Source organism: Variovorax nitratireducens (genome assembly GCF_051216545.1).
Lineage (GTDB): Bacteria > Pseudomonadota > Gammaproteobacteria > Burkholderiales > Burkholderiaceae_C > Variovorax.
On record NZ_JBPJZO010000017.1, the window covers coordinates 20,215 to 42,063 of the forward strand.

General features: G+C 62.5%; 23 protein-coding genes and 4 pseudogenes. 16 read left to right on the forward strand and 11 right to left on the reverse strand.

What is annotated here, in order from left to right; all coding sequences use genetic code 11:
- Positions 1-2 precede the first annotated feature (2 nt).
- Complete coding sequence (locus ACSFA8_RS25715; protein WP_435482293.1) at positions 3-1,439, reverse strand: Wadjet anti-phage system protein JetA family protein; 1,437 nt, start codon at positions 1,437-1,439, stop codon at positions 3-5.
- A gap of 7 nt (positions 1,440-1,446) precedes the next feature.
- A complete protein-coding gene (locus ACSFA8_RS25720; RefSeq protein WP_435482294.1) occupies positions 1,447-1,671 on the reverse strand; it encodes a hypothetical protein in 225 nt (74 codons plus the stop codon).
- Positions 1,672-1,880: 209 nt separating this feature from the next.
- Between ACSFA8_RS25720 and ACSFA8_RS25725 the strand changes: the two are divergent.
- Both ACSFA8_RS25725 and ACSFA8_RS25730 read left to right on the forward strand, forming a co-directional pair.
- Positions 1,881-2,632 (forward strand): annotated as a pseudogene (locus ACSFA8_RS25725) (sulfite exporter TauE/SafE family protein).
- Positions 2,633-2,836: 204 nt separating this feature from the next.
- A complete protein-coding gene (locus ACSFA8_RS25730; RefSeq protein WP_435482295.1) occupies positions 2,837-3,865 on the forward strand; it encodes a tyrosine-type recombinase/integrase in 1,029 nt (342 codons plus the stop codon).
- A 484-nt stretch (positions 3,866-4,349) separates the two neighbouring features.
- Here ACSFA8_RS25730 and ACSFA8_RS25735 read toward each other — a convergent pair whose 3' ends face one another.
- Together ACSFA8_RS25735 and ACSFA8_RS25740 are read right to left on the reverse strand one after the other, a co-directional pair.
- A complete protein-coding gene (locus ACSFA8_RS25735) occupies positions 4,350-5,438 on the reverse strand; it encodes a relaxase/mobilization nuclease domain-containing protein (protein WP_435482296.1) in 1,089 nt (362 codons plus the stop codon).
- Positions 5,431-5,988, reverse strand: a complete 558-nt coding sequence (locus tag ACSFA8_RS25740) for a hypothetical protein (protein ID WP_435482297.1) — start codon at positions 5,986-5,988, stop codon at positions 5,431-5,433. The genes ACSFA8_RS25735 and ACSFA8_RS25740 overlap by 8 nt, the downstream gene beginning before the upstream one ends.
- Positions 5,989-6,384: 396 nt before the next feature.
- On the opposite strand from ACSFA8_RS25740, the gene ACSFA8_RS25745 reads away from it, so the two are divergent.
- Both ACSFA8_RS25745 and ACSFA8_RS25750 read left to right on the forward strand, forming a co-directional pair.
- Complete coding sequence (locus ACSFA8_RS25745; protein WP_435482298.1) at positions 6,385-6,654, forward strand: type II toxin-antitoxin system RelE/ParE family toxin; 270 nt, start codon at positions 6,385-6,387, stop codon at positions 6,652-6,654.
- 97 nt (positions 6,655-6,751) lie between these two features.
- Entirely contained in the window at positions 6,752-7,060 is a 309-nt protein-coding gene (locus ACSFA8_RS25750; RefSeq protein ID WP_435482299.1) for a HigA family addiction module antitoxin, read from the forward strand.
- Positions 7,061-7,238: 178 nt separating this feature from the next.
- Here the strand turns inward: ACSFA8_RS25750 and ACSFA8_RS25755 are convergent, their stop codons facing one another.
- On the reverse strand, positions 7,239-7,562 hold the full coding sequence (locus ACSFA8_RS25755) for a DUF6988 family protein (RefSeq protein WP_435482300.1): 324 nt from the start codon (positions 7,560-7,562) through the stop codon (positions 7,239-7,241).
- Between the two features lie 216 nt (positions 7,563-7,778).
- Here ACSFA8_RS25755 and ACSFA8_RS25760 point away from each other — a divergent pair, with 216 nt between their 5' ends.
- The 3 genes from ACSFA8_RS25760 (at position 7,779) to ACSFA8_RS25770 (ending at position 10,159) form a co-directional block, all read left to right on the forward strand.
- Positions 7,779-8,627, forward strand: a complete 849-nt coding sequence (locus ACSFA8_RS25760) for a Crp/Fnr family transcriptional regulator (RefSeq protein WP_435482301.1) — start codon at positions 7,779-7,781, stop codon at positions 8,625-8,627.
- Positions 8,628-8,922: 295 nt separating this feature from the next.
- Complete coding sequence (locus ACSFA8_RS25765; RefSeq protein WP_435482302.1) at positions 8,923-9,252, forward strand: hypothetical protein; 330 nt, start codon at positions 8,923-8,925, stop codon at positions 9,250-9,252.
- A gap of 286 nt (positions 9,253-9,538) precedes the next feature.
- Positions 9,539-10,159, forward strand: coding sequence for a response regulator transcription factor (locus ACSFA8_RS25770; RefSeq protein WP_435482303.1), 621 nt, complete (start codon positions 9,539-9,541; stop codon positions 10,157-10,159).
- Between the two features lie 356 nt (positions 10,160-10,515).
- On the opposite strand, the gene ACSFA8_RS25775 is transcribed toward ACSFA8_RS25770, so the two are convergent.
- A complete protein-coding gene (locus ACSFA8_RS25775; protein WP_435482304.1) occupies positions 10,516-11,232 on the reverse strand; it encodes an EAL domain-containing protein in 717 nt (238 codons plus the stop codon).
- A gap of 330 nt (positions 11,233-11,562) precedes the next feature.
- Here ACSFA8_RS25775 and ACSFA8_RS25780 point away from each other — a divergent pair.
- Positions 11,563-11,673 (forward strand): annotated as a pseudogene (locus ACSFA8_RS25780) (IS30 family transposase); the annotation flags it as partial.
- On the opposite strand, the pseudogene ACSFA8_RS25785 reads toward ACSFA8_RS25780, so the two are convergent.
- Positions 11,670-11,812: pseudogene (locus ACSFA8_RS25785) on the reverse strand (transposase); the annotation flags it as partial. The pseudogenes ACSFA8_RS25780 and ACSFA8_RS25785 overlap by 4 nt on opposite strands.
- 54 nt (positions 11,813-11,866) lie before the next feature.
- On the opposite strand from ACSFA8_RS25785, the gene ACSFA8_RS25790 reads away from it, so the two are divergent.
- From ACSFA8_RS25790 to ACSFA8_RS25800, 3 genes are all read left to right on the forward strand, one after another.
- Positions 11,867-12,145 carry a hypothetical protein gene (locus tag ACSFA8_RS25790; protein ID WP_435482305.1) on the forward strand — a complete coding sequence of 93 codons (279 nt, stop codon included), beginning with the start codon at positions 11,867-11,869 and terminating at the stop codon, positions 12,143-12,145.
- A 306-nt stretch (positions 12,146-12,451) separates the two neighbouring features.
- Positions 12,452-12,694 carry a hypothetical protein gene (locus ACSFA8_RS25795; protein WP_435482306.1) on the forward strand — a complete coding sequence of 81 codons (243 nt, stop codon included), beginning with the start codon at positions 12,452-12,454 and terminating at the stop codon, positions 12,692-12,694.
- The gene (locus tag ACSFA8_RS25800) at positions 12,695-13,003 is read left to right on the forward strand and encodes a hypothetical protein (protein ID WP_435482307.1); all 309 of its coding nucleotides are present in this window, start codon (positions 12,695-12,697) and stop codon (positions 13,001-13,003) included.
- A 588-nt stretch (positions 13,004-13,591) separates the two neighbouring features.
- Here ACSFA8_RS25800 and ACSFA8_RS25805 read toward each other — a convergent pair.
- Genes ACSFA8_RS25805 through ACSFA8_RS25820 form a run of 4 tightly spaced genes read right to left on the reverse strand, consistent with a single transcriptional unit; the run spans position 13,592 to position 17,182 of the window.
- Positions 13,592-14,296 carry a glycosyltransferase gene (locus ACSFA8_RS25805; RefSeq protein WP_435482354.1) on the reverse strand — a complete coding sequence of 235 codons (705 nt, stop codon included), beginning with the start codon at positions 14,294-14,296 and terminating at the stop codon, positions 13,592-13,594.
- A gap of 41 nt (positions 14,297-14,337) precedes the next feature.
- Entirely contained in the window at positions 14,338-15,720 is a 1,383-nt protein-coding gene (locus ACSFA8_RS25810) for an ATP-binding protein (protein WP_435482308.1), read from the reverse strand.
- Positions 15,717-16,388, reverse strand: coding sequence for a winged helix-turn-helix domain-containing protein (locus tag ACSFA8_RS25815; protein ID WP_435482309.1), 672 nt, complete (start codon positions 16,386-16,388; stop codon positions 15,717-15,719). The genes ACSFA8_RS25810 and ACSFA8_RS25815 overlap by 4 nt, the downstream gene beginning before the upstream one ends.
- Positions 16,389-16,411: 23 nt before the next feature.
- Positions 16,412-17,182, reverse strand: coding sequence for a cytochrome b/b6 domain-containing protein (locus tag ACSFA8_RS25820; RefSeq protein ID WP_435482310.1), 771 nt, complete (start codon positions 17,180-17,182; stop codon positions 16,412-16,414).
- Positions 17,183-17,387: 205 nt separating this feature from the next.
- On the opposite strand from ACSFA8_RS25820, the gene ACSFA8_RS25825 reads away from it, so the two are divergent.
- The 5 genes and pseudogenes from ACSFA8_RS25825 (at position 17,388) to ACSFA8_RS25845 (ending at position 21,672) form a co-directional block, all read left to right on the forward strand.
- Entirely contained in the window at positions 17,388-17,936 is a 549-nt protein-coding gene (locus ACSFA8_RS25825) for a phosphatase PAP2 family protein (protein WP_435482311.1), read from the forward strand.
- A 513-nt stretch (positions 17,937-18,449) separates the two neighbouring features.
- A pseudogene (locus tag ACSFA8_RS25830) lies at positions 18,450-18,882 on the forward strand (sulfatase-like hydrolase/transferase); the annotation flags it as partial.
- Positions 18,883-19,064: 182 nt separating this feature from the next.
- On the forward strand, positions 19,065-19,610 hold the full coding sequence (locus ACSFA8_RS25835) for a phosphatase PAP2 family protein (RefSeq protein WP_435482312.1): 546 nt from the start codon (positions 19,065-19,067) through the stop codon (positions 19,608-19,610).
- 25 nt (positions 19,611-19,635) lie between these two features.
- Positions 19,636-20,295, forward strand: a complete 660-nt coding sequence (locus ACSFA8_RS25840; protein ID WP_435482313.1) for a response regulator — start codon at positions 19,636-19,638, stop codon at positions 20,293-20,295.
- 6 nt (positions 20,296-20,301) lie between these two features.
- Entirely contained in the window at positions 20,302-21,672 is a 1,371-nt protein-coding gene (locus ACSFA8_RS25845) for a sensor histidine kinase (RefSeq protein WP_435482314.1), read from the forward strand.
- Positions 21,673-21,849 lie beyond the last annotated feature (177 nt).

Consider the following 21,849-nt stretch of genomic DNA (forward strand, 5'->3'; position numbering starts at 1 on the left):
CCTCAGCGATCACCGCCAGAGAGCGACGAGAGGTCGGCCTGGAGTTCGAAGTTGTCGGCAGAAAAGTAGGCGTTGCCGAACACCTCAGGCTTCTTCATGGCCTTGAGAAACCGCTTTCCCTCTGATGAGCGCGCAGCACCCACAGCATGCAGCACGCGCACGGCCTCGGTGGCGGTCCTCACTGGCAGCCCGTCAAGCGACAACCGACCTTCCTTGAAGAAAGGCAGCAGCCCGGCGAGCACCTCTTGATCGCTGAACGCGAATGCCTCGGCTTCTGCGCGGCGCATGGCCGCCTCGATGCGACTGGCCTCGTTCACCACCAATGGTGCCAGCGCGCCTCGCTCAACTTCACGTTCACGCATGGTCCAACGCAGGGCGGCGCCGGCCAAGCGAATCTCGGCCGTACCCATGCGCTCGGCCATCGCGTCCAAGAAGTCATGGCGGTCTACGACGGGTTGCTCCTTCAGCAGACTCATCGCTCGCCCCAATGGTGACTGTGCGCTGTAGTCCAGCGACAGGGCTTGCCTCAGCAGACTGGTGAACCGCCGCAAGTAGTTGTTCATCTCCGATCGCAACATCGGGAGCTTCAAGCTGCAGGCGGCCTCGACCATGCTTTCCATTCGATCGCACAACCACAACGTCGGACTGCGAAGCTGCACCTGAGGCTCCAGCCAGGCTGCGCGCTGCAGCAGGCTGGCGTCCACGCCGATGCGAACACCTTCTGGCAGCGCTCGAATCTGGTCGAGCTGCTCGACGATGTGGCCCCGGTGCCGTTCAGCCGAGTCGGCCACAAGGCGGACGGCGTATTCCTTGGCAAACCGCTTTTCAATAAATTCGTTGAACTCGCTCCAAGCGACTTTTTGCTCAAGCGCCTCTCGCGTCAAGCTTTGGATCAGTGTGCGGAAATACTCGATGTCGTCTTGCAGGTCCTGAACCACGCGGGTCGCAAAGTCGTATCCATCCAGCAACTCGTCCACGTCATGTCCAGCCACGAAGGCGGCTAATGCCTTCTTGGCGGAACGCATATTGCGCTGACGGGTACGAGCACGCGAGTTGTCCAGGTTGGAAAGGACCTCGGCGACTTCCTTGCCAGCACGTGTCATCTTGAGCGTCGGCTTGAGGTCAATCGGATCTTTGTAGTCTTCGAGCCAGGCGTGTTCCTTCAACTTGCGCACGAGCTCACCGGCATAGGTGCGCTCTTCTTCTGCGGAGATTGACCCTCCCGGCTCGAACGCCAATGTCCGAAGAACTGGGTCAGCGAGCACTTGGAAGATCATGTTGACAACCAACTCTCGGGTCAGCGTCTCGGAGTAGTCGGCATTCGGCCCGTGTACACGGTCGTATAGGCTCCGAAGTACAGCGGCGCAGCACTCTCTGTCCCCGTGGGTCAAAGGCCGGAAGAACTGATCTCGTCTGCCGATGAAAAAGAGGTTTGCCATGCTGATGTCACTGTAGCCGCGGCAGGCGGGCGTTGCAGGGGCTCCAGGTCGCGAATGCCGGCCTGCAGTTGCTGCAACAGGGGGGCACGCCGGGCTGTACGTCGAATAGGTCGATCTTAAGTCCTGCAAGGCGCTCCCGTGTGGCCTGCGCATCGTCGAACGCGTCCAGTTGCAGCACGAAGTCGCGCCCCTGATCGGCCCCACGCGGCAGGCAGTGGGTGGCCGCGGGCATGCATGTCTTCCATCGGGATGGTGGCGAGGCCGAAGCGCATCTGCGCAAGATTGCACGGCCTCCCTCAGGCTGCGCCTGAGGCCTGCTTGGCAAAGTCCGCAGCCAGAGCCCTCTTGCCCCGCCAAAAATGTGAACCGTCCGCAGCGATGGACTGGTGCTCGCCGACGCTGCGCAACGTCAAAGTCAAATTCAATCTCACTGGATCTCAGATGCCATCTACCGTTTTGGGGATCGCCCTGCCTCTGCTTTTTGCGGCGACAGCAGTCTTTGGGTTTGTAGGCGTGGTCAAAGGGGTCGTCGGGCTGGGCCGACCCACCATTTCCATGGCGTTGCTCGCCCTCCTGATGTCACCCTCCCGGGCTGCGGCGCTGCTCATCGTGCCTTCTCTGGTGACCAACCTCTGGCAGTTGCGGCCGTGGGCGACGCTCGCCCCCTGCCGCGCCGCCTGACGCCCATGCAGGCCGGCGTCTGCATCGGGACATTGGCCAGGGCTTGGTTGCTCGGCGCGCCGGCGGCTCCTGGGCGATGTCGGGCCTGGGCGCGGTACTGATCGGCTACGCGGGCTGGAGCTTGTCCGGGGCTCGTTTGTCTGTGTCGCACGCCGCGGAGGTCTGGCTGGGCCCTTGGATGGGTGCCGCCACCGGTCTCGTGACCGCTGCCACTGGCGTGTTCGTCGTGCCGGCCGTTCCGTATCTGCAAGCGCTCGATCTGAGCCGCGACGAACTGTTCCAGGCGATGGGCATCTCCTTCACCGTGTCGACCGTGGTGCTGGCATCAGCCTGTTCTTCAACGGGCGCTATTCGGTCGGGGACGCTTCCGCGTCGCTCCGGCGCTGCTCGGCATGTCGTTGGGCCAGTACTTGCGGCAGAAGCTTCCACCGGCACTCTTCTGCAAGTGCTTTCTGGGTAGCCTCTTCGCACTGGGGCTTCACATGATCGTTCGTGAAGCCCTGGCGCACTGAGCCTTCCTGTCGTCGCTGGAGCGGGCCTTGGCGCGCCTTCAGCAGACAAGCCAGGCCATCGCACCCCAATCACTGAGAGCGAGGATTAAATACACTAACGGCAAACCCATCCAAATCAAACACAACGAAGCCTAACTTCGCCGAGCAAATAAAGACCGTCGTAACCCACCAGATTAGTTCGTTGGGCGTTAGTATATTTACACGATGACTTCCCTTCCCCTTTTCGACGAGGTACCCACCCAGGCTGGGCTGCGCGAGGCCTTTGAGTCTTGGCTGGTTGACCAGCGCGCTTCGCAGTCGCTGCGCCAGCCAGGCTCGATCGAGGTCTACCGGGAGATGTGGCGCGGGTTCATGGGCTGGTGTCTGGGCCAGTCGCCAGCGGTCACGCTGGCGTCGCTGGATGTGGCCGATCTGCAGGCGTTCCAGGCGGCCCGCTTCGGCATGAAAAGCGCGGATCTCTCCCTCACTCCCCGGCATGCGTTGCGGCTGGTGCGGCTGGTGGATCGGGTGTTGCGTCACCATGCCGCGCAGACAGGCGAAGAGCCCAATACGGCGGCGTCTGACTGGCTTGCTGACAATCCCCATGTGCGCTACGCCGAGGCGGCCAGTGCCGATCCCCTGCCCGAGTTCCTCTCAGTGGCCGAGGCGAAGCATCTGATCGCGTTTCTGTCGAATGCGCGCCCTCGCCCGGGGGTCAGTGGTGCACGTCGGGATGCGCATGTGGCGTTCACCTGGCAGGAGCTGCGCAACCGGGTGGCGGTCGGCCTGCATCTTGGTGGCGGGCTGACGCCGGCGGATGTGCGGGCGTTGACGCTCAAGTCGCCCATTTCTCGGGGCGGACGGGTGCGGGAGCGACCCTGGAAGGTTTCGATTCCGGTTCACGGGGATTCGGCTGCGCGGGAGACGCCGATCGCGCCCTGGGCGGGCGAACTGCTGCAGCACTGGCTTGTGGTTCGCCTGGAGATGCAGATTCCGGGGGACGCGCTTTTCCCGTCGACGCGCACGGGCAAGCCCTGGAGCAAGCAGTCGCATTACGCGGCAACCCGGCAACTCCTTCAGGAGGCGGGCCTGGACAGCAATGACGGGGGAACCTTCAGGCTGCGCCACACGTTTGCATTGCGGCAGCTGCGCCGGGGGACGGCGCCTGAAGAGGTGGCGCACTGGTTGGGGGTCGAGCCGGCTGTGATGGAACGTTACAAGCGCGTTGTGAGCAGTCCGATGGACGTGGTCTGAACGGCGCCGCCGCGGCGACCACCTTCGCTACCAGCCATGGTCATACCTTCCTAGCGAGCAGCCATGCGGGTTTCCGCATTCGGGGTCATACCTTGCCGAGCACCGGTCATACCGGACTTTCGAGGCTGCATGCGGGTTTGCGGGCACCTGGTAGGTGCGTATGGTGTATGGGGGTTGGGCTGCTCAATAAATAAGCAATCGACTCTCAGCCGCAGCCTCCAACCACCCACATCGCCCGATCGGCACGATCGGGCGAGAGCGTCACCTTCGAAGCGTCCGCCAGGACGCTCCCAGGGTGTACTCAATCTGTAGCCAATCTGTAGCCAATCTGTAGCCTATCCGTACTCTTTCAGTACCCATCGGCTTCGTCGTCGCGAGCCTCGCGCGCCAAGGCTGTCACAGGCGCCTTGGCCGCGTCATCGGCGGCGTGTCCAGGGCTCGAGGCATCCGTGGGCCGGCACGCCCAGGCCTCTTGGGCCGCGTGTCAGCGACTTCGGTTCTGCGACCGATCTTGAAGGTCGGGCTCAGGATTGCGTCCGCGCGCCTTCAATGCTTCCAGCAGGCCTGCGGCAATGCGTTCGAGTTCGGTGCGTACGGGTGGCATGCTGCCGGTGAATTGCGCGACCTGCCTTGCGAGCGCCTCATGGCCTTGCCGCCGCAGCGTCTCGGCGGTCTCTGTCCAGTCAACCTCGATCTGGGCACGGGTCGCCGCCAAACCTGCCCTTCCAGGTTCGGGCGGCAGGCGCCCCGCCTGAGGCGCCTTGCCCACGGCCTCGACCTTTCGCCGCATGAAGGTGGATCCGAGAGGCGGACGGCGGGCGGCGCGCTGACTGTCCGGAAGATTCTGGAATGCCCGCACGGCGCGCAGCCTGTGATGGATCGGATCCTTGCGCGCGCCCTTCACCTGGCCGCGAATCTGCCGCGGCGTGGCATTCGCAGGCACGCCCTGCTCGCGCATCAGCGCGGCGAACTGTTCGCGCCATTGGCGCAGCGTGTCCTTGCGGATGTAGAGGCGCTTGCCCGGCGTGGTCTCGTGCTCGCACTTCACGACAAGGTGCACGTGCGGGTGCGCCTGGTCGGTGTGCAGCACCATCGCATAGCGGTACTGGAGCGCGAAGTTCTCGCGGGCGAAGATGCGCGCCGCGTTGAGCACCTTTTCCGGGGGCGTGCCGGCGGGCATGGACAGGACAATGTTGTGAACCAGCTTCGCCCGTGTGTCCTTCTCGCCTTCGGCAGGCTTGGGCTTGTATTGGCTGCGGCACAGATCGAGTTGCCAGTCGGCCGCCAGGTCGTCTGCAACGTCACGCCCGAGCACCGAGCGACCGTCGTCCGTTTCGAGGTCGAGCTTGCCGTGTCGCCCGATGTACTTCAGGTGCGCCTTGGCGCCGCCGCAGTCCCGCGCGCCCCCTGACACCTTGACCATCACCTCCGGCACGCGGCTCACCGTCCGCTTCACCTGCTCGACCTGTTCGGAGTTGAGCCGTAGCGTCCCACCCGGCCCGCGCCGGCCGTAGCTCACGATGTCCAGTTCCATGCCGGCGCTGCGCGGCAAGGTGACGATGTGCTTAGGCACTGCCGGACTCCCAGCTCGTGAGGTTCGTGCGCACCACGCCGGCAACGGCTTGTCGCACGCTCTCGACCGTGGTGCCGACCTCGACGAGCACCTGGTGCGGCGTCGCGTTCGCCATCCCTCCCGGCGCCGAGACCCCCTCACCCAGGGATCGAAGCTGACGGCCCAATGCGGCCAGATGCCCGACCAGGCCTTTGAGTTCGTCCAGTTCCGCAGGTGGCATCACCGGTGCGCCACGGACATGCGTGCGCACCAGCATCGCGAGGTAGCTCGATGTCTTCATGCGACGCGCAGCAGCCTTGGCGTCCGCCAGCGTCCTGTCGCCCGGACGCAGACGAAGCGTGAGGCAATCGCTCGCGCACTGCTTTTCGCGGAGTTGATGCGTCGACTCGATTGCGTCGGATGTCGCGTTCGTCGCCACGACTTGGTCGATCAGCAGCGCAAGCAACGCCGATTCGGTGAGGCCTTGCTGCGCGGCCAGCGCGGTAAATCGCGCCTTCGTTTCGCTCGAAGTGCGGGTGCCGAGAACAGCGGTTCGAAGGGCGCTTGGCATGGAGAACGATGGGCCGTTAACAATGTCTGACGCCAGTCTATCCTGCCCTCAAAGCGATACAAGGACTCTGCGTTCGGCATGCCGAACATCCATGCTCAATGGGCCATCGCTGCTGTCGCCACACCTTGGTGTTCGGCATGCCGAACACCAAGCAATGCGTAGTGATCAGAATGTGCCGCGTGCCAAATCAGAACTGACGAAACTGTTTGGCCCGGCGGTTACTTGCGCACGCCGCCGATGTGGCGCCGTTCGGTTGGCGACCACCAGCCATTGCCATCTCAACGCCAAAGGCTTGGGCTTCGGGTGCCTTGCGCTCGATGGCGAGACGCGCGCACCTTGTTGAAGTTACAGCCGTAACGCTTGACGTTAAACGTACAGCGTTATACACTTGCAGTCGTGGCAATCAAGTCCTTCTCCGATCCCGACGCCGAGGAGCTTTTCACCAAAGGGAAGAATCGCCAGTTCGCCAACATCGCCCGCGTTGCGATGCGCAAGCTGACGCAGCTTGATGCTGCGACCGTCAACGACGACATGGGCTCGCCGCCCGGCAACGATTTGAAGGAATACGATGGCTTTCATCACATTCGAATCAACGACCAGTGGCGGCTTGCTTGGAAGTGGGGCAAGGATGGCCCGGAAGAAGTGAAGATCTACGATCCACACTGAATGCGCAGGCCGGGCGGCGCCAAATGCCCAGCGATCTTTACCGACCGCAAGACGCGGAACCGCCCTCCCCGGCGGTCTTTATGAAAGGCACGAGGCCATGCTTAAGAATGGAATGCCGCCGATTCACCCCGGCGAGACGCTGCGCGAAGATTTCCTTGTCCCGCTCGGCCTGAGTGCGAGCGCGTTGGCAAAGGAGCTGCATGTCGGTGCCCCCAGCGTCAACGAGATCGTGCGCGAGCGCCGTGGCGTGTCGCCTCTGATGGCGCTGCGCCTCTCCCGCTACTTCGGCGGTACCGCCCAATGGTGGATCAACATGCAAGCGACCTACGATCTCAAGATCGCCGAAAAACAATCGGCCAAGCAGATCGAACGGGAAGTGCGCCCGCGCAGGCCCGCAATAGCCTGAACCCGCCGCCAGGCCAGCGCAAAGCCCGCCACGCGCGGGCTTTTTTTCGCGCCGACAGCGCACGTTTTCAGAAACATCATCTACGATGCCCCTGGGGCTCACCCGGAGCGCGGCGCCGACAAGCTCGTCAGTACGAGGCGAGGAGCTCCGGCACGCAGTCTTCGAACCCCGCATGAATTCAGTTCATCCGAGACGCCAGCAGCTGATTGCCGGTGAGCACCGCAAGCACCATCCCGCTCATCGTCATCAAACCATTCGAAGACTGCAGCACCTGACGCAGCATGGCGACTGGATAGTCATCGCGATGACGTTGCACAGGATGGATGCCGCCGTGCACGAACGAGTTGAGGGCGTGAAGCTGCATCGCCTTGAAGCGGTTGAGCATCGCGGTCGGCGCCGCAGCGCCGGCAGCCGGACAGGCGTCCAGGGCTCCGAGCATGTTGCTGACGGTCGGAAGTTTTCTGACGCTCTTCTCCGTCTCCCCCGAAAGGGGCGCGAGCACTCTGCGCCAACTCCCAAGCTTGAATATGAACGGCCATCCAGGCCACAGCCACGTGGGCGCGCAGCCGCCTCTCGGCCCAGTGGTGCAAGTCCCGTTCGAGCAGTCTATGCACTCATCTGTGCGGCACCGAACATACGAATTTGCATTTTTTGACCTATGGTGGCGACCTGCCGCGCGCGAGGTCGCCATCGCGGCAACGAAGCCAAGTTCTGCTGGATGTCCACCTCCTCCGACGTAAAAGGGAATCGTCTACTCGCCGCGCTGGCCGGCGCCGACTCCCGGCGCTGGCTGTCACAGCTTGAACGGGTCGAGATGCCGCAGGGCCAGGTGCTCTACGGGCCAGGTGATCCTCTGAGCCACGCGTATTTCCCGACCACCGCCATCGCCTCGCTTCTGTGCGTGATGGAAAACACCGATTCGTCCGAGATGGCGGTCGTCGGCAACGAGGGATTCGTGGGAATTGCACTTGTCCTGGGCGGAGATTCCACGCCCGGTCGTGCGGTGGTGCATCGTGCCGGCCATGGCTTCCGGCTGCGGGCGCAGGCGATGAAAGACGAACTCGACCGCGGCAGCCCGGTGCTGCAGCTGATGCTTTGCTATGTCCAGGCGCTGATGACGCAGATGGCGCAAATGGCGCTGTGCAACCTGCACCATTTGCTGGACCAACAGTTGTGCCGCTGGCTGCTACTGAGCCTGGATCGACAGCGCAGCAACGAACTCATGATGACCCAGAAGCTGATCGCCGGCATGCTCGGCGTGCGTCGCCAAGGCGTGACCGGGAGCGCCCTCAAGTTGCAGCAGGCCGGGCTGATTCGCTATTCACGCGGGCGCATCGAGGTGCTTGACCGCGAGAAGTTGGAGGGGCGCGCGTGCGATTGCTGTGCATTAGCCAAAGGAGCGTACAGGCGGATGCTCCGCCCGAAGCTGACGATCTGGGAATGGCCTACAGCGGGGGCTGGTCGCGGCGACGCGGTTCCATCAATGAGTCGCGGTCAGCTATCTGGGCGACCTGGCCGCCGGGCAGAAGACAAGGATGCTGGACTTCAAGGAACGTCGCAAACTTGACTTCAATGGCAACAGCACCTGTCTGCGAGGTGAATCCTTCTAGGCACCAAGCAGCGGCAGCACATGTCGCATCGTCAAGAATGCGTCGCGGGTTCCGGGCGCCCGCTCAGCGTTCAAGTTCAAGCGTCGCGGCTGTCAAAAGGTTCCATGGCTCACAAAGCTTCTTCCGAGCGCACACTCGCGTCCTCTTCTTCAGTCCCGACTGGAGCATGATGGTCGAGGTTGGCCCTTCTGCAGACGGGGCCCACCACGCTGGTACGGCGATTGCAGGAGAGACAAGATGCTTACGACAAGCTTGAAGGCCAACATCCTCACCAAGGCAGGCATCGAAGTTCCTGCATTCCCCGCCCGCCGTCTCCCGGTGCAGGAACGACACCTGATCAAAGGCGGTCGAGCGCCCCGCGAGGAGCTCGATGCAGATGTGGAACAGGAACGGGCTGTCGAGGGCTGGAAGAAACACATCGAGACCCTCTACGTCGCTTATGCGACAGCGCGCGCAGCGAAGAGCTTGCGCGAGGCGCAGGAAGCATTGCAGCTCGACATGCTGCAGCGCCTAAACGCACGCCCCGAACTGCCCAATCGAACACCCGCAATCGATGCGCCCGAGAAAGAGCCTATCCCATAAAGAGGACGGCGCCAGCGCGTCACGGACGGACGCCTCCCCGAATCGTTCGCGACAGCCCTACCCGGCCCACGGCCGCTCCGCGGCCATGCTCGGTCATCGTGCGAGTGACTCCACCGATGACGCTGACGGATCCAGCATCGCCGAACGGACAGCAGTTCATCGTTTCTAGGCCGTAGCGGTTGGCGAGCCGAGTCCTGTACTTCATTGGCGGCTTCGCAACCGGTTTCGCAAATACGTCTGGTCACCTAGGCAGCACGTTAGGGCAACGCGGCGTAGACTGAACGGAATGAACATTTACGTAGTCGACGACCATCCGATGATGCGAGACGCCATCACCATGGTCTTGCGAAGGTTGCGCCCTGGGGAAAATATCGTAGAGCTGGATCGCCTCGACAAGCTTGTGCCCGCTGTCGCAGAAAGCGGTGCTCCCGACATGATCTGCCTGGATCTCAATCTTCCAGATACCAAGGGATGTTCGGGAGTGAACGCGGTGAGAGCGCATTTTCCGCGTGTCCCGCTGGCCGTGTACTCAGCGTCGCCCGCGAGCGATTTCGAGGAGGCGTGCATCGAGGCCGGTGCCGACATCTACATCGAGAAGGCGGCGGGATCCACAGAACTCGCCGCCGCGCTGCGTGGACTTCTGTTGGCTGACCCGACCTCGGAATTTGGCGCTGCCGCCAATGCAGCGGCAGAAGACCATGAGGTCAGTACCAAGTTGTCCAAACGCCAAACGCAGCTCATCGTGATGCTGGAACGCGGCTTGACCAACCGGGAGATTGCGGACGAGATCGACATCACCGAGCACACCGTCAAGGTGCACTTGTGGAGACTATTCCGAAAAATGGGTGTCAAGAGCCGCACCCAGGCGCTTCACTTCGCCCGGCAGAATGGCGTGCTTTCAAGTTGACACGCCGGCACATGACGGTGTCGACTGTTTGTCTCGAATTCCATCACTGAAAGAATGCGCCTTCGCGACTGCAGCTGGCGGTTTTCATAAGACCTTGAGCCTCTGGCCCAAAGCAGGGCGAGGCGGGCGCGCTCTTCGTCGAGGCGTGCGTTGACACTTCTCTTCTCTTTCGCCCATTCACTGATGAACCGGTTCTGCGCGGCGAATGCTCTCCTCGTCCATTCTGCGCAATAGATCTCGGGTGTTGTGCGGGCTTCGCTTGCCCAGGTTGCTGTCCACCTTCGAAGTCTCGAACGACGAGCAACGGCACCATCCCTGTCCTGATGAGGTGCGTGACCCGATCGCGCTATTTGCGGCTACCACTCCACCGCCGGTAATGCCCCGACAGTGGGCCTTGCGAAGAAATAGCCTTGGAACAAAACGATCCCCAGATCCCGTAGCACATGAACTTCCTCAGGCGCTTCCACGCCTTCGGCAATCACCTTCATATCGAGTTCCTCACAGATGGCGACAAAACCCTTCACGATGGCCCGACGGACACGATCGGTGTGAATGTTGCGAACCAAGTGCATGTCGATCTTGATGATGTCGGGCTGGAAGCCCGCAAAGAGTTCGAAGCCGGCAAAACCAGCGCCGAAGTCGTCGATGGCCGAGGTGAAGCCGTACTGCTTGTAGGTTTGGAAAACTGAGACAAGACGAGGAATGTCTTCGGTGCGCTCGGCTTCCGTAATCTCAAAGACCAATCGATCAACTGGAAAATTGCAGCGCTCGGCAACCGCCATGGCGCTTCTGAAGCACTCCTCGTGACCGCAAACGTCGCTGGGAAGCACGTTGAGACTGAGCTTTGACTGCATACCGAGCACGGCGGCCTGCTCGATCGCCTTGACGCGACAGGCCTGATCAAAAGCGATGCGCGCTTCAGGTTCGATGCGTGCGAAAACTGCCGCCGCACCTTCACCTTGAGGTCCGCGCACCAGCGCCTCGTGCGCAAAAATTTCCCGGCGCGCCACATCCACGATGGGCTGAAATGCCATCGCGAAGTCCGTCATAGATCCGAGATCAGGCAGCTTCATTTCAACGCAATGGCGTGTGGTTAGATGGCATCGATCAACTCGGCGGAGCGTTTCAAACCTTCCGTGAACTGGTTGAGAACTGGGGCCGGCTTTCCGAGAGCTGCGAGCACCCAATCGACGCCCAGAACCAATCCCGCCGAGGTAGAGAGGTAACTCCACGAGGCCTCCAAGTCGTCGAAGAAGTAAAGGAGTTTTGCACGTGAATCAGCGCGTGCGTGTCAGTCGAGTTCGACAGATTGCGAGTCAGCGGCTTCTCGCAGCGGATCTGCTTGCCGGCAGCGGCGCTCACGAGCACCCGATCGCCATGGCGATTCAACTGGTCGATGCAACGATATCTCGGGCTACTCATAGGCTCAGCTCAACGCGATCGCGCGAAAATTGAACGAAAGGCCGCGTAAGTCGCTCGGCTTCCAGACGCCCGCTGCGGCGTTCGGCGAATCGAAGCCCTTCGGCATGTACTGCCTGAGCAGTCCGTTTGCGTTTTCGTTGCTTCCGCGTTGCCAAGGGCTGCCTGGGCCGCAGAAGTAGACCTGGAGTCGGTGGCCATCGTGAATTGCTTGTGCCCGTGCATCTCCGTGCCCGGTACTTCGCACTCCGTCTGCCTACGCAGTTATTAGTGTGTTGCATCGACCGGTTGAATCTGCCTGCCTATGAAGACGCTGGAGCAGCCTGGCGGTTTCTTGACCTGACCAGCCACGTCGAGTACACGGCCGGACTGCTCAAGCACACGATCGAGCAGGAGATGCATGCGCAGGTTGCGCTCTTGCGCAGCCTCGGCCAGGACCGCGCGGCAGTGAAGGAAATCATCGAGGGGCCGGACTCTGACGTGGACGCGATCATCCGTTCGGCGCGCGAGAACGACGGCGTTCGATCGGGCAAGTTGGCCCAGCGCGTCCCCGCCTTGCAAGGGTGACGCAAGCTGGGCCAAGGATACGCTATTCCATACTCGCTGACCCCGTGTTGGCGCCCGACCCCGCGCGGTGGTTCCCTTCGCTGCGTCTCAATGCCGGGGGCAAATATAGCCGCTGCGACAGATGAGTTAGGCCGCGAGCTCACGCCCGCATCCTGCAGGAACTTCTACCCAGCGTAAGCAAAGTTGCTATGGCTGCCAACCCAGCCAGCCTACGCCCATGTAGCGCCTTTTTCTTACAAAACTCGGCCAGTGGGCCGGGACAATACGTGGATGTGAAGTTCTCACATTAACGGGCAGAACACGTCAATGACTGCTGAACGTTCTAATCTTCAGTGGGGCTTGCGCTTCTTCAGTAGCGAGGGCGGGAACTCGCTCACGGCCGAGGTCACCTACAAAAAAAAGGTGGTGTGCTGTCTCTCGCATCCAGCGGGGGACATGACACCGGAGGAGATCCGTGAAGTTCTGCTGACCAGGGTTCTGGCGTGGATTGCGGACTACCAAAGGCGCGATCATTCCGGTGATACCGTCGTCGTCGATATAGGGGTCTAGATGACGCCCTCCACCGAAATCGGACTGCAGCCAAGCGATGGCGCTCCAATCTCGTTGCGCCTTAGGCCAGAGAGGGCGCGCAAGCGGGCGGCGGCATTTCGGCTTCGTGTCGACCGCGCCGAGGACGGCACCTATCACTGGGTGATCAGCAAAATTGTTGGCTTGGAATCCGAGGTCTACCTTGCCACTTCGTGCGAGGCTTACCGAAGCTCAAGGGAAGCGCTGCTGCAAGGTGCCGGGGTGTTGGAAGAGGGCATGAATTCCTCCAAATCATTCAGCGCCGAGGACGAGGGATCGAAAAGCCCTTGAGTTGACTGCGGCGCTCGATGGCCATGGCTGACCTCGGCCGCTATGAAGTCTTGGTGGTCGACGACCGCGCTGGCCTGCCGCGACCCAACCGAAACCCTGTCCTCCGAACGCGCGGCCCACGTGACTCCCTTAAACGTTCGAGATGTGGGTAAGTACACACAAGCCCTGCAAAGATCATGAAAACGCGGATCCTAAAGGCTGCGTGAGCAGGTCTGCGTCGGAAATTCGAATTGCGTCAACGCCCTCGCGCTGCGGATGCGGAACCCGGGCTCGTTCTCTCACCCGTCGTGGCGAAGGTGAACGGCGATGAAGGGATGGATCGCAGCGAGCAGCACGGCGAAACGTCATCCCACACAGCGTGCCGGATTGAAGTGGTGAAGGCGAAGGCGCGGGATTGGCATGGCGCCACTCTAGGTAGCGCTTGTGAAAGCATGCTGAACTCCGGGTTCAGCTTTGTGTTCCCACACCGCAGGCCTGACGCGCGCGGGGGCCGGATCCGCTCGGCGTCGCCTTCTCCGAAAAGATGGCTCTGGCGGACGGCTCGACCATCACGCTTGACCGATGACGAAGCTGCTGCTCGGTGCACGATCACTCCCTCCAGTGCTCGGCCACCCAGCCTGCAGGGCGGATAAAGCGCAAATGTCGATTGCGTTGCCCCGCAAGCGCGTCCGGTGGATTGCACTCGCCGTGGAAGATCACGATGCGCGCATCCTGCGGCACACAGGGTGCACGCCAGTAGTTGCTCGGCCAGGCTGGGATGCTGTGGTACTTGAAGCTGCGACACCAGCCGGCCGGCCAATACAGGAGGCGGCCCTTGCGGTGCATGAAGTCCGACAGGTAAGACTGCTCGTTTCGGAATGCAGAGCGCACTTCGGCGAAATGCGTCCGGAAGTGCTCGACCACGTCCGGATGGGCGCCGAGCTCGAAACGGTAGACCGACGAGTTGCCCGTCACGCGCCACGGCCGCTTGTAGTCGTGGATGATCAGGAACTCGCCCGGATGCTCGAAGAATGCATCCAGGCCGGCGACGATCACCACGTCGAGATCGAGGAAGAGCGCCGTGCCGCGCAGGCCGTGGAGATCGGCAGAGAACGTGGCCAGTTTGGTCCACCCGCGCTCGGGAATGCCCGCGGGCAGGACGAGCGCCGGTATGGGCAGGCACTGCACCTCGGGGCGGACGCCCCGCGGGTCGTCCGTCAGGCAGACAAAGCGGAAATCGCCGCGCAAGTGGCGGCGCGCCATGGCATAGAGCCGGTTGACGTATTCGGGGCCGTACTTCGTGCCCCACTTCATGCACAGGATGTGGCGCTCTGCGCCCGAGGATTTCGCATTGCTCAAAGCTTGTCCTCTTGACCGGGAGCTGGATCGTTCGGCCTCTTCGGCAGCCCGTGAACGTGGACTGCAAGTCCGCCAAGAAACTCGGAACGGGCCATGTCGATCGTCATCTGATGGACGGCAGCGATGCGGCGTGCGATCGACAGTCCCAGGCCGCTGCCGCTTTCCAAGGTGCCCAGCGCCCTGAAGAAGCGCTCGCCGAGCCGTTCCATGTCTGCCGCTCCCAATCCGGGGCCGCCGTCCTCCACGCTGAAACGCACGCCTGGGGACTCGCACGCGACGCGCACCCGGATGCGGGCCGACGGCGGGCTGTACCGGACGGCGTTGTCGACGAGGTTGCGCATCAGCACCGCCAGCAGCGTTTCGTCGCCGCGGATCACGCACGGCGGGCCTTCGTCCAGTTCCAGGGATTGCTGCTTGGCGATCGCCCGGGGCGCGATGTCGGCCAGTACGTCGCGCGCCACGGCGTGCAGGTCGACTGCCGTTTCCTCGGGCATTGCATCGGCCTCCAGGCGCGAAAGCGTCAGCAACTGCTCGACCAGGTGCGTGGCGCGGTCGCAGCCATCCAGCGTGCTCTGCAACGCATGGCGGCGCAGTTCGGCGTCTGCCTCGTTCATCGCCACCTGCGCATGCGCGCGGATCGCTGCGATGGGCGTTCGCAGTTCATGGGCAGCATCGGCCGTGAAGCGCCGTTCGGATTCCAACAGCATCTCGATGCGCTTGAACAAGGCATTGAGCGCGCCGATCATCGGCACCATCTCGGCGGGAGCATCATCGACCCGCACGCGGTCCAACGCATCCGGCCGGCGCTCGACAAGCGAGCGGCCGAGCATGCGCATCGGGCGCATCCCCTTGTGCATCGCCCACCACACCGCCAGCACCAGCAGCGGCAAGGCGGCGACCAAGGGCCACAGCGTGCTTCGAAGAACGGCCCAAAGGATCGCGTCCCGGGACTTGCCTTCTTCGCCCACAAAGACCTGCAGCCTGGCCTGGGGGTCGTGGACTGCGAACACACGCCACTCCGAGCCGTCGAACCGAACCGTCTTGAACCCCGTTGCCTGGCCGCGGCTGCCATCCACGAGCGGCTGGATCGGAGCGTTAGCGGACCGCAGCACCAGGCGTTCGTCGCGGAAGACCTGGATCGTGGTCTTGTAGGCGTAGCGGTTCAGTGCGGGCGCATTGATCTGGTGTTCGTTCCCGGATGGATCCTGCTGGGCAATGATCAAGGCTGCCGCTTGCGCAAGATGGCTGTCGAGAATTTCTTCTATCTCGTGGCGCGCGTCGAACCAGACGATGGCGGCGGTAACGCCCCATACTGCGAGGAGTAGACCCAGCACCAGCCATGCCAGCCGGCCCTGCAGCGAGTAGGCGGGCCGAGTCATGGTGGCGAAGACGATCGCATCAGCACGTAACCGACACCCCGCACGGTCTGGATCAACGCATTGCCCAGCTTGCGACGCAGGCGATGGACGTGCACCTCGATGGCGTTGCTCTCCACTTCCTGCCCCCAGCTGTAGAGCTGCTGCTCCAACTGCTCTCGCGACAGCACACGGCCGGCGTTGAGCATCAGCGTATGCAGCAAATCGAACTCCCTGATGGAGAGTGTCACCGGCTCGCCGGCCCTGTGGACCGCGCGCGCGGCGGGATCGAGAACGACATCCTGGGCCGCCATGCATTCCTGCGCTTGGCCATGCGAGCGCCGCACCAGCGCCCGCAGGCGTGCCGCCAGCTCGTGCATGTCCACCGGCTTGACGACGTAGTCATCCGCTCCCGCATCGAGGCCGCGCACGCGATCGCGCACTGCGTCCCGTGCTGTCAGCACGAGCACAGGCAGCTTCACCTGGGCCTTGCGAATGGCTGCGAGAACCGACAGTCCATCCTTGGCGGGCAAGCTCAGATCCAGCACTGCGGCCGCGTAAGGGTTCGTCCGCAACTCATGTTCGGCGGCCTCGCCATCGCGCACCCAGTCGACCTGAAAGGCGAGCTGCTGGAGCCCGGCGCGAAGTCCATCTCCGAGCAAAGTGTCGTCTTCCGCGAGAAGGATGCGCATAAAGGAGGGATGGCCGACAGGAACTATTCGTCGGCGCCAGGCGCATGCCGAACTTCGGTGGAAGAGGCGAGTTGCGCCGTAGCGGAGGCCACGGGGGCGGCGTTTCTCCATTGATACCACCAGAAGCCGAGAACCGCTGCGACCAAAAGCAAGGCGACGCTGTGCCACGCGCTTCGAATGGCTTCGCTGGTCGAACCCAGCTTGGTTCCATCGATCATCGAAAGCAGCAGATTTTCGCCCGAGCGCCAGCTGGCGAATGCGACGCTCGCCATGTGCAACCCTACGACCGTGAGCATCGCATGGGCCGCCCCCTCATGAAGCTCGTTCAGCCGGCTCGGCGCATGGGTGTTGTAGGTCGCCCAGCCCGATACGCCGACGACAAGCATCAGCAGTAATAGCGCGATGATGGATAGTGCATCTGCGGGACTGTGTCCGATGTGTCGCTTTCCCCATCCGTGGGGCAAATGCCGCAGGTAGTTCGCAACAGCTTTGGGACCTCCGACGAAGCTCGCGAAACGTGCATGGCGGGTGCCTGTGAAACCCCAAACGATGCGGAATACCGCGAGGCCGCCCATCGTGTAGCCCAACGCCAGATGGACTGTGCGCCACGTATCTTGTCCGGCTGTCACATAGGCGCCGATGAAACATGCAACCATGAGCCAATGGGAGACGCGCACGGGTGCATCCCAAACGAGCACCCTCTGCCATTCCGGGGCGGCGTTCTCGGCTTTGGCTGGGGATGTAGGCGGCTCCATCATCGCAGGCGTTCCGGTACGAGAAGCGGACGTGACCATGGATGCGATCGGTTGTCTGCGTTCGTGGTCATGTGCTCTCCAAGATCGCCATGTTGAGTGCCCAACCTTATCGAATCCTTAACACAGCGTGGCACGGCTTCGGCGCGCTGCTTCAGGTCTGAAGCTCCAGCTCGCCGCACCGGCATTAAGTTTTCCTTAAGTCATTCGCGCGCAGTATCGCCGCTTGACTGCCTCGCTCCAGCGAATGAATTCACTCGACCTCGCTCTGTTCACGCACCTGAGCGCCGGCTCGAACCCGACGCCATTGATGCTGCAGGCCGCACTCGCGATCTCACCCGTGGCAACTGGCCTGATCGCCGTCGTGATTGTCTGGGCTGCCATTCGAATTCGACCGGCCCGAACCGACGTGTTGCTGCTCATCATCCTGGCCGGCGTTGTGGGCGAGGCTGCACACCTGATCGCCGGTTGGCTGAATACACCGCGACCGTTCATGCTGGGTCTGAGTCCCAATTTCGCCATGCACAGCGGCCGTGGCGGCATGCCCAGTGCCCATGCGAGTGTCATGTTCGCGGTGGCGACCTTCATGCTGTGGCGTCCGCTTTTGCGTCACGCCGGCATGCTGATAGGTGTGTTTGCCGTGCTGACCGGATTCGCGCGGATCTATCTGGGTGTGCATTTTCCGATGGATGTGCTTGGTGGGCTGGGGCTCGGAGTAGCCGCGGGCACACTCGCGTCCGCGTTGGCCGCGCGCCGCGACCCTAAGGCTGCTCCCGTTGCAGGGGGGCACAGTTGATTGCCCTTGCGGGGGAAGTGTGCATCGCGCGATGTGATGCAAGCGTTCCTGTGACCCTTGCGGCCCCGCTCGCGCCGATGTCTTTCGGTTCGTGGACTTCGGCGCGCCCGACAGTGGGAATCTGCAGGCGCGCTTCAACGCGCTGCGCGATCAACTGCATTCCTCGCCCCTGGGTCGGCCACTGACACTCCAGTCGACCGAGGACTCCAGGGGTCTGCAAGGGAACAGGTATGCGACCGTCGATCATCCACCGCAACGCATTTTGTGGCCTGGGCGCCCCCCTACCAGTGGTGCGAAACAATGCTGCTTATCCTGAACAACCGTGGTCGATTGCCGACGAGCAACAACACCTTCGACGGGATCGACTGGCGACGGAGTCAAACTGAACGGAAACTGATCGAGAGGTTCAGCAACTATTAAGCGCGGTTCGCAAGACTTCGTGCATGTCGACCTCTGAGAACGAGCCACCCACGCGCACTCCCTTCACGCCATCTATCGAGCCCAAGCACGGAAGAATGCAAGACCAATGCGCTGGCCGATTGCAGTCACGCTGAACTGGTCAATGCCTATGACAATTCGATCCTGTACACCGACAGGTTTCTCGACAAGACGATCGGGTGGCTGCTGGAGCGATCGGGCACCTACGATCCTGCGCTCCTTTACATCAGCGACCATGGTGAATCGCTCGGCGAGTATTCTGTCTCTGCACGGTATACCCTACAGCTTCGCACCGCGAGTGCAGAAGCACGTTCCGATGGCAACGTGGCTTGGCGACTTAATTGCCCACAGAACCCGCCTCGAGCAGGATTGTCTGCGCAAGGGCCTCGACACCCGACTGTCCCACGACAACCTCTATCACACGGTGCTCGGGGTGCTCGACGTGAAGACGCCGACTTACAACGCCGCAATGGATGCGTTCGCATCCTGCCGGGGCACAGCCAGCTAAGGCGGCCATGGCGACACAAACCATGCGTGGACGAGCAGCTCCCTGCATCGCGAAAATGCACTGCGCCGCGTCGGCTGAAAGTCGGGCTCCATCAGTTCCGGGTAAGTCTTCGCGAATTACGCTCTACGAATGCCCTGCGACCCGACCCTCATCGGCCGCGCCCCGGTGCGCGGCGCCCTCTCGTGAGTCAATGGCAGATTCACATTTTCGAGTTGCTCAATGCCGGTCCAGGACTGGACGGCATGCGGCTCGCGCTCGCACTTGCGCTGGCGAGCTACTCCATTCTGGTATTGCCAGTGGTGGTGATCCTGGCCGGGTGGCTGGGAAATCGCGAGGAGCGCAGCGACGTGATGTGGGCGACCCTCGCATGCATCATCGCCTTCGCGGCGTCGGAACTCGTGGAATGGGTCTGGCCGCAGCCTCGCCCCTTCGACTTGCATCTCGGCACGCAGTATCTTGTCCATGCTCTGGACCGAGGTCTTCCGAGCGACCACGTCACGCTGTTCTGGACCGCCGCCATCGCCGCGTTCGCCACGCGGCGCTTCGCTGCCTTTGGATTTCCTCTGTTCACGCTCGGGCTTGCCGTGGGCTGGGATCGCATCTATCTCGGGGTGCAGTTTCCCCTGGATGTCGGGGCGGCGTTTCCCGTCGCAGCCTTTGGTGTGGCGGTGGCGTGGACCGTGCGCGCGGGCCTGGCTCAGCGCCCCGTCTCTCCCGCGAAGGATTGACAGCAGAACGGCGGCGGGGTTGAACATGCGAATACTTCTCGTGGAAGACGACGCAATGATCGGTCGGGCCATGCTCGCCGGCCTGCTCGATGCGGGCTTTTCTGTCGATTGGGTCGCTGACGGCAACGCCGCAGAGGTTTCGCTCGCTGGAGGCGACTACGACCTGACCGTGCTCGACCTCGGCCTGCCGCGGCAGGACGGCATGAGCCTGCTCAAGGCCCTTCGAGGCAGGTCGGACTCGACGCCGGTTTTGATCGCCACTGCCAGGGATTCGGTCGTTCATCGGATCGCCGCGCTCAACGAAGGCGCCGATGACTACATCGTCAAGCCCTTCGACATCGACGAGCTCGTCGCACGCATGCGTGCTGTATTGCGCAGATGCGCGGCTGCAGCTTCCTCCGTGAGGATCTGCGGACAACTCCGACTGGATACGGTCAGCAAGCGGGTGAGCTGGCAAGGCGAACTGGTCGCGCTGTCTGCACGCGAGTTCGCGCTGCTCGAGGTATTGATGCAGCGGCCGGGCGCGGTGCTGTCACGCAAAAAGCTCGAGGAGTCGATCTACAACTGGAATGACGATCTCGGCAGCAATGCGGTGGAGGTTCACATCCATCGCCTGCGGCGCAAGCTGGGCGTCGAGGTCATCCGCAATGTCCGAGGCGTCGGTTACTGCGTTCAAGGAGACTGACGCACGATGATGCGCTCGCTCGAGCGCCTGCTTCTGATCTGGGTGCTTGGCGCCCTCAGCCTCGGTGCATTGTTGCTGGTGCTTGCGTCCTACATCGTCACTCTTGAAGAGATGGACGAGGTCTTCGACGGGAACCTGCGGCAGGTGGCGCTCTCACTCGTCCTACAGCCGCCCCCCGGGGCCGTGGAGGAGCAGGCGCGCCGATCCGTCGTGTTGCCGCCCGCCTACGAGGAAGCGGGGGTGTTCGACTTCACCACGGTGATGTGGGATCGTGACGGCCACCGGCTGTCGGCATCCGAGCCCTCGGTGGATCTCCCCTTTAGTGCGGTCAACGGCATATCGCGCATCGGGACAGGCGACAACGCCTGGCATATCTACTCCATCGTGACCCCAGACCGTGTCGTGCAGGCTGCGCAGCGCGCGGCGTCACGCCGAATTCTGGCGGCTCATGCCGCATCAAAGCTCTTGCTGCCAATGGCGCTGCTCATTCTGGCCATTGGTGGCTTGCTGGTGGTCGCATTGCGCGGTGGGCTCAGGTCGCTCGATGCGACCGCGAGGGATCTGGCAGCTCGCAGCGCCGGAACACTGAACCCGATTGACGCGAAGGCAGTTCCGCTCGAGATCCAGCCTCTTGCTGATTCCATCAACGGCCTCATGCAGCGCCTCGCCGAGGCGTTCGGCGCGCAACGGCGATTTGTCGCCGACGCGGCGCATGAACTGCGCTCGCCCATTACCGCATTGCGTCTGCAATTGCAGAATCTTGAGCGTGCGCAGGACGCAAAGCAGCAGGCGGCGGCCGTTGGCGAGTTGCGCCTGGGCATCGAGCGCTCGCAGCGCATGATCGTGCAATTGCTAGATCTCTCACGACTCGAGCCCGACGTGCCTGCGCTGAACCACGGCCTCGTCGAGCTTGCAGCCCTGGCTCAGGCCGTCGTCGTGGAGTACAACGGGGAAGCCCTGCAGAAGCAGATCGATCTCGGGGCGGAGGCGCCCTGCGAGGTATGGGTCAAGGGTGACCTCGAACAGATCCAAATCCTGATGCGCAACCTGGTTGCCAATGCCGTTCGCTATACGCCGCCTGCAGGCCGTGTCGATGTCCGGACGCGCGTTGAATGTGATGTTCCGGTCTTCGAAGTGCAGGACAACGGGCCAGGCATCGCAGCGAAGGAGCGTGAACGCGTCTTCGACCGGTTCTACCGCGGAGAGGCCGGTTTCGCCGCCACCGACGTGAGCGGAAGCGGACTCGGACTGGCCATCGTTCGCGCCATCGCGGAACGTCATGGGGCCGGGATCCTTTTGCTGGATTCCTCTGCTGCCAATGCCGCCGGCCTGAGGGTTCAGGTACGTTTCGGTGCATTTCATCCGACGACCTCCTGATCTCTCACGGGACGACGACGCTCCACAGGTCTGTCTTTTTTCGATGGGAAATTGACAGGCGTATGAAAAATTAATGACGTGCATGCCGGCAGGTGCCAGTCAGCCTTGTTTGCCTAGCATCGTCGATGCCGCGACAGATTAAGTTGCCCGTAAGTCGGATTCTGAAACCATCGGACA

Bases quoted from the DNA above. Each gene is read 5' to 3' on its own strand.
- ACSFA8_RS25715 (WP_435482293.1), bottom strand. From the start codon at position 1,439: ATGGCAAACCTCTTTTTCATCGGCAGACGAGATCAGTTCTTCCGGCCT.
- ACSFA8_RS25720 (WP_435482294.1), bottom strand. From the start codon at position 1,671: ATGCCCGCGGCCACCCACTGCCTGCCGCGTGGGGCCGATCAGGGGCGC.
- ACSFA8_RS25730 (WP_435482295.1), top strand. From the start codon at position 2,837: ATGACTTCCCTTCCCCTTTTCGACGAGGTACCCACCCAGGCTGGGCTG.
- ACSFA8_RS25740 (WP_435482297.1), bottom strand. From the start codon at position 5,988: ATGCCAAGCGCCCTTCGAACCGCTGTTCTCGGCACCCGCACTTCGAGC.
- ACSFA8_RS25750 (WP_435482299.1), top strand. From the start codon at position 6,752: ATGCTTAAGAATGGAATGCCGCCGATTCACCCCGGCGAGACGCTGCGC.
- ACSFA8_RS25760 (WP_435482301.1), top strand. From the start codon at position 7,779: ATGTCCACCTCCTCCGACGTAAAAGGGAATCGTCTACTCGCCGCGCTG.
- ACSFA8_RS25770 (WP_435482303.1), top strand. From the start codon at position 9,539: ATGAACATTTACGTAGTCGACGACCATCCGATGATGCGAGACGCCATC.
- ACSFA8_RS25775 (WP_435482304.1), bottom strand. From the start codon at position 11,232: ATGAAGCTGCCTGATCTCGGATCTATGACGGACTTCGCGATGGCATTT.
- ACSFA8_RS25795 (WP_435482306.1), top strand. From the start codon at position 12,452: ATGACTGCTGAACGTTCTAATCTTCAGTGGGGCTTGCGCTTCTTCAGT.
- ACSFA8_RS25800 (WP_435482307.1), top strand. From the start codon at position 12,695: ATGACGCCCTCCACCGAAATCGGACTGCAGCCAAGCGATGGCGCTCCA.
- ACSFA8_RS25805 (WP_435482354.1), bottom strand. From the start codon at position 14,296: ATGAAGTGGGGCACGAAGTACGGCCCCGAATACGTCAACCGGCTCTAT.
- ACSFA8_RS25810 (WP_435482308.1), bottom strand. From the start codon at position 15,720: ATGACTCGGCCCGCCTACTCGCTGCAGGGCCGGCTGGCATGGCTGGTG.
- ACSFA8_RS25815 (WP_435482309.1), bottom strand. From the start codon at position 16,388: ATGCGCATCCTTCTCGCGGAAGACGACACTTTGCTCGGAGATGGACTT.
- ACSFA8_RS25820 (WP_435482310.1), bottom strand. From the start codon at position 17,182: ATGGTCACGTCCGCTTCTCGTACCGGAACGCCTGCGATGATGGAGCCG.
- ACSFA8_RS25825 (WP_435482311.1), top strand. From the start codon at position 17,388: ATGAATTCACTCGACCTCGCTCTGTTCACGCACCTGAGCGCCGGCTCG.
- ACSFA8_RS25840 (WP_435482313.1), top strand. From the start codon at position 19,636: ATGCGAATACTTCTCGTGGAAGACGACGCAATGATCGGTCGGGCCATG.
- ACSFA8_RS25845 (WP_435482314.1), top strand. From the start codon at position 20,302: ATGATGCGCTCGCTCGAGCGCCTGCTTCTGATCTGGGTGCTTGGCGCC.